Origin of the sequence: Hydrogenophaga sp. (assembly GCF_030656115.1) — a bacterium.
Lineage (GTDB): Bacteria > Pseudomonadota > Gammaproteobacteria > Burkholderiales > Burkholderiaceae_C > Hydrogenophaga.
In genome coordinates this window covers 84002-93391 of record NZ_JAUSOO010000123.1, presented here as the reverse complement: position 1 = coordinate 93391, position 9390 = coordinate 84002, and the positions used below count along the sequence as shown (strand labels likewise).

The window sequence follows — 9390 nt, the reverse complement described above, 5'->3', positions numbered from 1 at the left end:
CCATGTACGACAACATCGACACGCTGTACGCCGCGCACAACGCGGCCAAGAGCATCAAGCGCGAGAACGCCATCAAGGGCATGCCGGTGCCGCTGCACCCCGGTGCCGAGCGCTACTACAAAGAAGTGGGCCTGATCAAGTAAACCGCCTCTGAGAGGCGGCGCTCCAGAGGCGCCGCCTTTTGTTATGCGTTAAGCCCTTTCACCGGGGCCATGCCCCTTCTGTAGACACAGGCACCTCATGAACGACCACTCCAGCCCCCAACCCAACGACACCACCGGCGGCCACGGCAGCAGCCTCACCGGCGCCATTTTCTGGGTCGCCATTGCGTTTTCCGCCTACCAGCTCTGGATGGCCTCGTTTCACCCGCTCTCCAGCCAGGTGATCCGCGCCATCCACGTTGGTTTTGTGCTGCTGATGATTTTTGCGCTGTTCCCGCCCATGGGCGGACGCTCGGGCCTGTGGCGGGCGCTGGGCTGGTTGCTGGGGCTGGCGGGTTTTGCCACCGGCTTGTACCAGTGGTTTTTTGAGGCCGATCTGACCCAGCGCGCCGGCGACCTGACGCAGGCCGACTGGGTGGTGGGCGTGCTGCTGATCGTCCTGGTGTTTGAAGCCGCCCGCCGCGTGATGGGTTGGGGCCTGCCCCTGGTGTGTCTGACGTTCCTGCTCTACGCCCTGTTTGGCCAGCACCTGCCGGGCGCGCTGGCCCACCGCGGCTACGGCATGGACCAGGTGGTGAGCACGCTGGGCTTCGGCACCGAAGGCCTGTACGGCACGCCCACCTATGTGTCGTCCACCTACATTTTTCTGTTCATTCTGTTTGGCGCGTTTCTGGAGCAGGCCGGCATGATCCGCCTGTTCAACGACTTCGCCATGGGCACGGTGGGCCACACGCGCGGCGGCCCGGCCAAGGTGTCGGTCATCTCGTCGGGCCTCATGGGCACCATCAACGGCTCGGGCGTGGCCAACGTGGTCACCACCGGGCAGTTCACCATTCCGCTCATGAAGCGTTTTGGCTACAGCCCGGCGTTTGCCGGCGGGGTGGAAGCCACATCCAGCATGGGCGGGCAGATCATGCCGCCGGTGATGGGGGCCGTGGCCTTCATCATGGCCGAGACCATCAATGTGCCCTACATACAGATCGTCAAGGCCGCGCTGATTCCAGCCATTTTGTATTTCGTCACCGCGTTCTGGATGGTGCACCTGGAAGCCGGGCGCAAGGGCCTCATGGGCCTGCCCAAAGAGGAATGCCCCAACCCCTGGACGGCGGTGCGCGAGCGCTGGTACCTGCTGCTGCCGCTGGTCGGCCTGGTGGCGCTGCTGTTCTCGGGTTACACACCGCTGTTTTCCGGCACCGTGGGCCTGGGGCTCACGGTCATCCTGATCTTTGGTGCGGCGGTCATCAGCGGGGTCAAGGCCATGGCGCTGCGCGGCCTGGCCTGGGTGCTGCTGGGCTTTGCCTGCGCCGGTTTCTTCCAGTTTGGCGTGGGCACCTTCTTTGTGGTGAGCGCGCTGCTGATCGCCCTGACCTTCATTTTGCGCACCGGGGGCGATGCGCGCGCCCTGGCCGTGAAAGCGCTGGTGGACGGCGCGCGCCACGCGCTGCCGGTGGCCATTGCCTGCGCGCTGGTGGGCGTGATCATTGGCGTGATCAACCTCACCGGCGTGGCCGCCGAACTGGGCGGGCACATCATTGCCATTGGTCGCGAGAGCCTGTTCCTGGCGCTGGTGCTGACCATGCTGACCTGCCTGATTCTGGGCATGGGCATTCCCACCATTCCCAACTACATCATCACCAGCTCGCTGGCCGCGCCGGTGCTGCTGGAGCTGGGCGTGCCGCTGATCGTGTCGCACATGTTCGTGTTCTATTTCGGCATCATGGCCGACCTGACACCACCGGTGGCGCTGGCCTGCTTTGCGGCGGCCCCCATCGCGCGCGAGAGCGGGCTGAAGATCAGCATGCAGGCCATCCGCGTGGCCATTGCCGGCTTCATCGTGCCCTTCATGGCGGTGTACAGCCCGGCGCTCATGCTGCAAAGCGGTGACTGGACCGACACCGCCTGGATCGTTTTCAAGGCGCTGGTGGCCATTGCCATGTGGGGCGCGGCCGCCATCGGCTTCCTGTTCGGCCGACTCAACCCGGTGGAACGTGTGGTGGCCTTCGCCTCGGCCAGTTTCCTGGTGGTGGCGCTGCCGCTCACCGACGAAATCGGCCTGGGTGCGGTGGCGGTGTTCCTCGCCTGGCATTTCTGGCGCACGCGCAAGCAGCGCGCCCTGGCGGCGGCACGCTGAAGCTCGGCGGTGGGCCTGATCGGTATCTGTCTGGCGCTGGCGGCGTCAAGCACCGCGCCGGTGTTTGTGCCCGCCGAGCGCTTCACGCTGGCCTGGACGCACTCGATTGAAAAAGTGCGCTGGGAAGAAGACTACGCCGTCACGCCATCGCCGCCCACGCTGCACGCGCTGGCCGCCCGGGTGCGCGGCTCGGCCGCCGGCATGGAACCACCCGACGACGCGCGCCTGGTCAACGGCTGGTACACCTACACACCGCACATGCGCCACCCACCCGAACTGCGCCTGACCCGCTCGGAATTCACAGCCGACTACGAGCTCTGTCTGCACGGCCGGTGCCAGCCGCTGTCGGCCTGGTTGCCGTCCGATGGCGGTGTCACGCGGCTGACCGCTTGCGACGTCCCGGGCGCTCGCTGAGCCGCGCCGGGCGCCACCCCTTGCTATGCTCCCCGCGTGAACTTCGCCCAACTCCTCTTCCCCGACTTTTCGCTCATCCTCATTGGCTACCTGTTGTGCCGCTTCACCGCGCTCAACCGCGGCGTGTGGTCGCAGGTGGAAAGTCTGGTGTATTACTTCCTGTTCCCGGTGCTGCTGTTTCACTCCATCGTGAAAAGCCCGCTGGACCTGTCCGCCGCCTCCAGCCTCATGGGGGCGGGCCTGTCGCTGGGCTTGGCGGCCATTGCGCTGAGCTATTCCCTGCCCCACTGGCCGTGGCTGGGCAAGAAGCTGGACGTGCGGCTGCACGCGGCCAGCGCCCAGATCGGGTTTCGCTTCAACTCGTTCATTGCGCTGGCGCTGGCCGACAAAGTGGCCGGACCGCAGGGGCTGCTGATGATTGCGGTGCTCATTGGCGTGTGTGTGCCGCTGTTCAACGTGGGCGCGGTGTGGCCCATGGCGCGGCACGCGGGCAAGGGCTTTGTGCGAGAACTGGTGCGCAACCCGCTGATCATTGGCACGGCTTCAGGGCTGGTGGCCAACCTGCTCGGTTTTTCTTTGCCGGTGTGGCTGGAGCCCACGGTGAACCGCATCGGCCAGGCCTCGCTGGCGCTGGGCCTCATGGCCGCCGGTGCCGGCATGCAGCTGGGCACGCTGGCCGCAGCCAAAACCCTGGGGGTGATGGTGCTGGCGGTGAAGCATCTGGCCATGCCGCTCATGGCCTTTGGCCTGGCACTGCTGTTCCGGCTGGACGCCACCCAAACCACGGTGCTGCTCATGTTTTCCGCCGTGCCCACCGCGTCCAGCTGCTATGTGCTCGCCGCGCGCATGGGCTACAACGGCCCGTATGTGGCGGGCCTGGTCACGCTGTCCACCCTGCTGGGCATGGCCAGTTTGCCGTTTGCGCTGGGGGTGCTGGGGCCGTTGAGGGGTTGAGGGTTGAAACTTGCGGTCAAGCGAGATGGCGCTGCTCATTCACGCTCATGCCAGTTCAGCCACTGCAAACCCGGCACGCGGGAAAACTCGCGCACATTGCGCGTCACCAGCGTCGCCTGATGGCGCAAGGCGGTGGCTGCAATCAGCGTATCGTGCGGCCCGATGGGGGTACCAGCCGCCTCCAATGCCGCACGGATGCGGGCTGCATGGGTGGCGCACTCGCTGTCAAAAGGCAGCATTTGCATCGGTTGTAGCAATTGCCCCAGTGCCGCCAGGCGTGGTGTGGCGGCTTCCTGCGGCAGGCGCATGAGCCCATAGCGCAGTTCGTATTCAACGATGGCAGGCACACCGAGCTCGATGGGGCGCAGCGCTTGCAAGCGGGGTACCACCAGTGGGTCTCCGCGAAAGTAATAGCTGATGGTGTTGCTATCGAGTATCAGCATACCCAGCCCTCAAAAACCGACACGCGGCGTGTCGGCGGGCTGTGGTTGGGCAACGTCTTCGCGCAACGGAAAGTCGGTAAAACGTCCGGCCAGCGCCAGACAGTCCTGTGGCCATTCGTGCGCGGCGTATTTGCGAATGATGTCGGCCACCCAACGGCTTTTGGACAGCCCATGCGCCTTGGCGGCCTGTTCGACCAGTGCCTGCGTGGCATCGTCCAGATAGAGCGTGATTTGTGACATGGCGGGCTCCTTGGGTTGAACCGAGGTGGTTCAGGCAAGTATATTCACACATATACTTTTTTGTACGCCTACCATCGCTCAGAGACGCTTGAACCCGGTGTTGGCATCCGATGGGATGCCCAAACGGCCCGGTCGTTTGCGCTGGGGGCTGAGCGTGGCACCCGACGGGTACCCTGTCGGCTCACGGGTGGGCAGGTGCCACCAGATCCATGCGCCGCTGAATCCGCGCCGCCTCATCCACCGCCCCGCCCGCCTGCGCCCGTGCCTGCTGAACTTTCAGCCAAGCCAGCAGCGGGCGGCGCCAGCCCTGGGCTGACGCGGTGTCGGCGGCCAGCGCGGCCACCGCCGGGCTGGCCAGGCCGCGCTGCAGCAGAACGCCCGCAGCCACCAGGCGCGACAGCGGGTCTTGAATGCGGGCCAGCGCGGCTTCAATCGCGGCCTGCGACTGAGCCTGTGGCTGTGCTTCTGCCAGGGCCAGCGGGCGCTGGGCTTCGGGCAGCAACGCCACATCAGCCGCCAGCGCCTGCCCGGCCAGGTAGCGGGCGTAGGCCTGTTCGGCGGGGGCGGCGTCTTGCGCCAGGGCCTGAAAACCAGCGCAGGGTTCAAACACCAGCGCGGCCACGCGCGTGGCGCAGCGCAGCAGTTCCACCCGAGCCACCCGCTCGGGCTGGCCGGTGCGCGCCACTTCGCTGCGCGCGCGGGCAAATTCCACCGCTTCGATGCGGCTGTGGCCGCTGAGCCAGGCGTCTGTGGCGCGCTCCAAACTGCTTTTGGCGTTCATCTGCCAGTCGGGCGGGGGTGGGGTGTTGCTGCAAGCGGCCAAACCCAGCGCCAGGCACAGAGTCAAAAAACGGGTGTTCATGGCAGTCGGATCTCGGTTTCACGGGCAAACGGCCACTTGCGGTTGACTTCGTTCACCAGGCTGTCCACCTTGCGCAGGCTGGCTTCCACCTCGGCGCGCAGTGCGCTCAGGTCCACCGTGGCTTCGCGGGTGTTGCTGGCAATGGCCTGGGCTTCGATCAGCACCGCGTCCACCCGTTGCAGGCTGCCACGGGCTTCGCCCAGCAGGCCGTTGAGCTGCTGCACCGTGGCGCGTGCGTCGCTCACCAGGCCACCCTGGCCTGGCGCGGCGCCTTGGCCAAACACCTGGCGGTCGGCGTTTTTGACCAACCCGTCCAGCCGCAGCACCAGCGCATCGGCACGGGCCAGCAGGGCGTTGCTGCGGGTCAGCGCTTCGCCGATTTTTTTCGAGTCGGCCTCGTTGCCCAGCAGCACACCCAGGGCGCCTTGGGGTCCGTTGAGCTTGTCGGTCACGCGCTGCACGTTGCTGAGGCTCTGGGCCAGGGCCGCGTCGGACTTGGTGAGCGCATTCAGGTTGTCCAGCAAGTCCCGGATGGACGCGGTGAGCTTGGGTATTTCAGCCGCCGCGTCGCCGCGCAGCACGGTGCGCTCGGCGCCGTCTTCCAGCGGCGGGTCTTCCAGCACGCCGCTGTAGGCGCGTATGCGGGTGCTGCCCACCAGGCTGCGTTCCATGGTGAAGATGCTGGAGGTGCGCAGCCAGCGCGCGTCTTTGCTGGGCACGTCCACCAGAATGCGGGCGTTGCCGTCGTCGCCCAGCTCCACCCGGGCCACCCGGCCAATGGCAAAGCCGGCGAAGGTCATGTCCATGCCCACCACCACGCCTTCGATGTCGTCCGACACCAGCACCAAGCGCTGCGTGCGTTCAAAGGCACCGCGCGCATACAGCACATACAGCGCCGAGCCCACCACCAGCACCAGCATGAGCAAGAGCAGCAACGCCGCCTTGACCTCCAGGTTTTTCACCGGCGGTGGCTGGTCTGGCTGAAGCAGTGGCTGCGCTTCGGGCTCGGGCAGGGGCGGAGGTGTAGCGTTCATGGCGTCAGTAATAGTTGCCGACCAGCGACAGCACTTCGATCAGCAGCACCACCGAGAACAGGCGGGCAAACTCGGAAATGTCGCTGCGGCGGCTGTAACGGCCGTCCCGGTCGCGCTGGGCGCTGGCAGCCAGCGGCACCACCGCCACGGCAAGGCTGAAAAACAGGGTCTTGAGGCTGAAGATGAGCGTGACCGCCGGTGTGAACACACTGCCCACGCTGCGCGTGTACGACGGAAAGCCCCAGGGCGAAAAACCATACACCGTGAGATAAGTCAGCACCAGCGCCACCACGCAGCTCACCGCCGCCAGCAACAACACCGAAAACACCGTGGCCAGCGCGCGCGGCAGCAGCTCGGTGCGCAGCAGGGTCTGGTCGTTGGTTTCAAAGCCGTTGCGCTGCTGCTCGGCCAGCAATTTGCGTATGCGCTGCGCGCCCGGCATGGCGTAGCGCACCGCCACAAACATGGCGGCATACAGCGGAATCAGCTCCAGCACCAGGGTGCGCACCAGCACCTCCAGCGCGTATTGCGACAGGCCGTAGCTGTAGGCGGTGGCCACCACAATGCGGATCAGCACCACGCTGATGAGCGCCGAGAGCACCAAAAACCAGGTCAGCAGCGGCGCGGTGGCCAGGTACAGACTGCGCAGCACCACCGCACGCTGCGCGCCGCGCTGGTAGCTGGACGGCAACAAGGCCAACACCACCATTTGCGCGCCCAGCAGCAACACCTGCCACCAGCTGGTCCAGGTGGCGCGCACGCGCTGGCCCCAGCGGCTGAGCGTTCTTTGCGTGGTTGAGACGGGGTCCATGGCGGGATGATAGTCCCCGAAATCGGTGCGGTGTTGTGGCGGATCCATACGCCCGCGCACCCCACCCTCGCAGCGCACAGGTGACAGCGGGCTGGTGAAAACGAGCATGGCGGCTGGGGGCAATTGGTTTTCAATCAGGGATGAACCACCCCCACAGGACATTTCACATGCCAAACAGCCTTCACCCCGTGGTGCGCCGCCAGACCATTGCCGACGCCCTGCACCGCACCGCCGTTCGCTTGCCCGCCAAAACCGCCATCGTCTGCGGCTCCACCGCCTGGAGCTATGCCGAGTTCGACGCCCTGGTCTCCCGCCTGGCGGCGGGTCTGCACCACATGGGCGTGGGCCAGGGCGACAAGGTGGCCGTGCTGGCGCGCAACTCCCACGGCTTCGCCGCGCTGCGCTTTGCGCTGGCACGGCGGGGCGCGGTGATGGGGCCCATCAACTTCATGCTCAAGGCCGACGAGGTGGCTTACATCCTGCGCCACGCGGGCGCCCAAACGCTGGCCACCGACAGCGGCCTGGCCACATTGGCGCGCGAGGCGGCAGCGCTGGACACGCAGGTGCAGCAGTTCATCTGGCTGCCCAGCGAAGACCCGAGCGAGCCGGTGCCCGGCATGCGCCCCTTTGACGCGCTGGCCGCCTGCACGCAGCCCCTGCCCGACGTGACCTTGGGCAGTTTCGACCTGGCGCAAATTGTGTACACCAGCGGCACCGAGTCCACCCCCAAAGGCGCCATGCTCACGCACGACGCGGTGCTGTGGCAGTACGTCAGCTGCGTGATCAACGCACAAATTGCCGAGACCGACCGCAGCCTGCACGCCCTGCCGCTGTACCACTGCGCCCAGCTCGACGTGTTCTTTGGCCCGGCCATTTACATCGGTAGCAGCAACGTGATCACCAGCAAACCGGTGCCCGACAACCTGCTGGCGCTGATTGAGCAACACCAGATCACCAGCTTCTTCGCGCCGCCCACGGTGTGGATCGCCTTGCTGCGCTCGCCGCTGTTCGACGCCACCCAACTGGGCAGCCTGGCCAAGGGTTACTACGGCGCATCCATCATGCCGGTCGAGGTATTGAAGGAATTGGCTGCGCGCTTGCCGAACGTGCGACTGTGGAACCTGTACGGCCAGACCGAAATTGCCCCGCTGGCCACCCTGCTCGGCCCCGACGACCAGTTGCGCAAACCCGGCTCGTGCGGCAAGGCGGTGCTGAACGTGGAAACCCGGGTGGTCAACGATGCCATGCAGGACGTGGCCGTGGGCGAGGTCGGCGAAATCGTGCACCGCTCGCCGCACCTGATGCTGGGCTACTTCAACGACCCCGAACGCACCGCCGCCAGTTTTGAAGGCGACTGGTTCCACAGCGGCGACCTGGCCGTGATCGACGACGAAGGCTTCATCACCGTGGTGGACCGCAAAAAAGACATGATCAAAACCGGCGGCGAAAACGTGGCCAGCCGCGAGGTGGAAGAAATGATTTACCGCCTGGGCGCCGTGAGCGAGGTGGCGGTGATTGGCCTGCCCGACCCGAAGTGGGTGGAGGCCGTGACGGCGGTGATTGTGGTGAAAGCCGGGCACGCGCTGAGTGAAGCCGAGGTACTGGCGCACTGCAACCAACACATGGCGCACTTCAAATGCCCGAAACGCGTGGTGTTTGCCGAGACACTGCCCAAGAACCCAAGCGGCAAGCTGCTGAAGCGGGAGCTGCGGCTCAGCCATGCGATGAAATGAGCGTCACGCCGCTCAACCCAGAACCGCCTACAATTGCACAACTATTTGTACAAGTAAGATGGGCTTCATCATGAAAATCGTGACCTATTCCGAAGCACGCAGCGCCCTGAAAACGGTGCTGGACCGTGTGCATGAAGACGCTGATGTGACCGTGATCAGCCGCCGCGATGGGGCCGATGCGGTGGTGATGTCGCTGGACCATTACCAGAGCATCATGGAAACCATGCACCTGCTCGCCACCCCGGCCAATGCCGCGCACTTGGCCAAATCCATCGCGCAGCACAAGGCGGGCCAAGCCACCCGGCGCGAGCTGGCCAAAGACTGAGCCGTCCGCCACCATGGCGCGCTCCATTCGCTTCACCCCAGCAGCCTGGGACGATTACACCCACTGGCAAGGCCAGGACAAAAAGACGCTCAGGCGCATCGACACCTTGATTGAAGCGGCTGCGCGCGACCCGTTTGTCGGCATCGGCAAGCCCGAACCTTTGCTGGGCAACCTGAGCGGGTACTGGTCCAGGCGGATTGATGAAACGCACCGGCTGGTGTATGCGGCAGACGACGCGGACCTGGACGTGATTGCCTGCCGGGGTCATTACGACGATTGAGT

The 9390-nt window shown here is 65.6% G+C and carries 12 protein-coding genes; 7 read left to right on the top strand and 5 right to left on the bottom strand.

Features of this window, described 5'->3' with window-relative positions; all coding sequences use genetic code 11:
* The 4 genes from Q7J58_RS15705 to Q7J58_RS15690 form a co-directional block, all read left to right on the top strand.
* A partial coding sequence (locus Q7J58_RS15705; RefSeq protein ID WP_304821985.1) for a TAXI family TRAP transporter solute-binding subunit occupies positions 1 to 143 on the top strand: 143 nt, incomplete at its 5' end.
* Positions 144 to 240: 97 nt separating this feature from the next.
* Complete coding sequence (locus Q7J58_RS15700; protein ID WP_304830068.1) at positions 241 to 2292, top strand: TRAP transporter permease; 2052 nt, start codon at positions 241 to 243, stop codon at positions 2290 to 2292.
* A 9-nt stretch (positions 2293 to 2301) separates the two neighbouring features.
* Entirely contained in the window at positions 2302 to 2706 is a 405-nt protein-coding gene (locus tag Q7J58_RS15695) for a DUF1850 domain-containing protein (RefSeq protein ID WP_304830065.1), read from the top strand.
* A 36-nt stretch (positions 2707 to 2742) separates the two neighbouring features.
* The gene (locus Q7J58_RS15690; protein WP_304830062.1) at positions 2743 to 3660 is read left to right on the top strand and encodes an AEC family transporter; all 918 of its coding nucleotides are present in this window, start codon (positions 2743 to 2745) and stop codon (positions 3658 to 3660) included.
* A gap of 35 nt (positions 3661 to 3695) precedes the next feature.
* On the opposite strand, the gene Q7J58_RS15685 is transcribed toward Q7J58_RS15690, so the two are convergent.
* The 5 genes from Q7J58_RS15685 to Q7J58_RS15665 all read right to left on the bottom strand — a co-directional run bounded on the left by Q7J58_RS15685 (position 3696) and on the right by Q7J58_RS15665 (position 7050).
* Positions 3696 to 4103, bottom strand: coding sequence for a type II toxin-antitoxin system VapC family toxin (locus Q7J58_RS15685; protein WP_304830060.1), 408 nt, complete (start codon positions 4101 to 4103; stop codon positions 3696 to 3698).
* A 9-nt stretch (positions 4104 to 4112) separates the two neighbouring features.
* On the bottom strand, positions 4113 to 4343 hold the full coding sequence (locus tag Q7J58_RS15680; RefSeq protein ID WP_304830057.1) for a CopG family transcriptional regulator: 231 nt from the start codon (positions 4341 to 4343) through the stop codon (positions 4113 to 4115).
* A 181-nt stretch (positions 4344 to 4524) separates the two neighbouring features.
* Positions 4525 to 5205: a hypothetical protein gene (locus Q7J58_RS15675; protein ID WP_304830054.1), complete on the bottom strand. Its 681-nt coding sequence runs from the start codon at positions 5203 to 5205 to the stop codon at positions 4525 to 4527.
* A complete protein-coding gene (locus Q7J58_RS15670) occupies positions 5202 to 6239 on the bottom strand; it encodes a mammalian cell entry protein (RefSeq protein WP_304830050.1) in 1038 nt (345 codons plus the stop codon). Before Q7J58_RS15670 ends, Q7J58_RS15675 begins: the two co-directional genes overlap by 4 nt.
* A gap of 4 nt (positions 6240 to 6243) precedes the next feature.
* Positions 6244 to 7050, bottom strand: coding sequence for an ABC transporter permease (locus tag Q7J58_RS15665; RefSeq protein WP_304830047.1), 807 nt, complete (start codon positions 7048 to 7050; stop codon positions 6244 to 6246).
* A 167-nt stretch (positions 7051 to 7217) separates the two neighbouring features.
* On the opposite strand from Q7J58_RS15665, the gene Q7J58_RS15660 reads away from it, so the two are divergent.
* The 3 genes from Q7J58_RS15660 (at position 7218) to Q7J58_RS15650 (ending at position 9388) form a co-directional block, all read left to right on the top strand.
* Positions 7218 to 8783: an acyl-CoA synthetase gene (locus tag Q7J58_RS15660; protein WP_304830044.1), complete on the top strand. Its 1566-nt coding sequence runs from the start codon at positions 7218 to 7220 to the stop codon at positions 8781 to 8783.
* A gap of 70 nt (positions 8784 to 8853) precedes the next feature.
* Positions 8854 to 9108, top strand: coding sequence for a type II toxin-antitoxin system prevent-host-death family antitoxin (locus Q7J58_RS15655; protein WP_304830041.1), 255 nt, complete (start codon positions 8854 to 8856; stop codon positions 9106 to 9108).
* 13 nt (positions 9109 to 9121) lie between these two features.
* Positions 9122 to 9388 (top strand): Txe/YoeB family addiction module toxin, encoded by a 267-nt coding sequence (locus Q7J58_RS15650; protein ID WP_304830039.1) that lies wholly within the window; start codon positions 9122 to 9124, stop codon positions 9386 to 9388.
* Positions 9389 to 9390 lie beyond the last annotated feature (2 nt).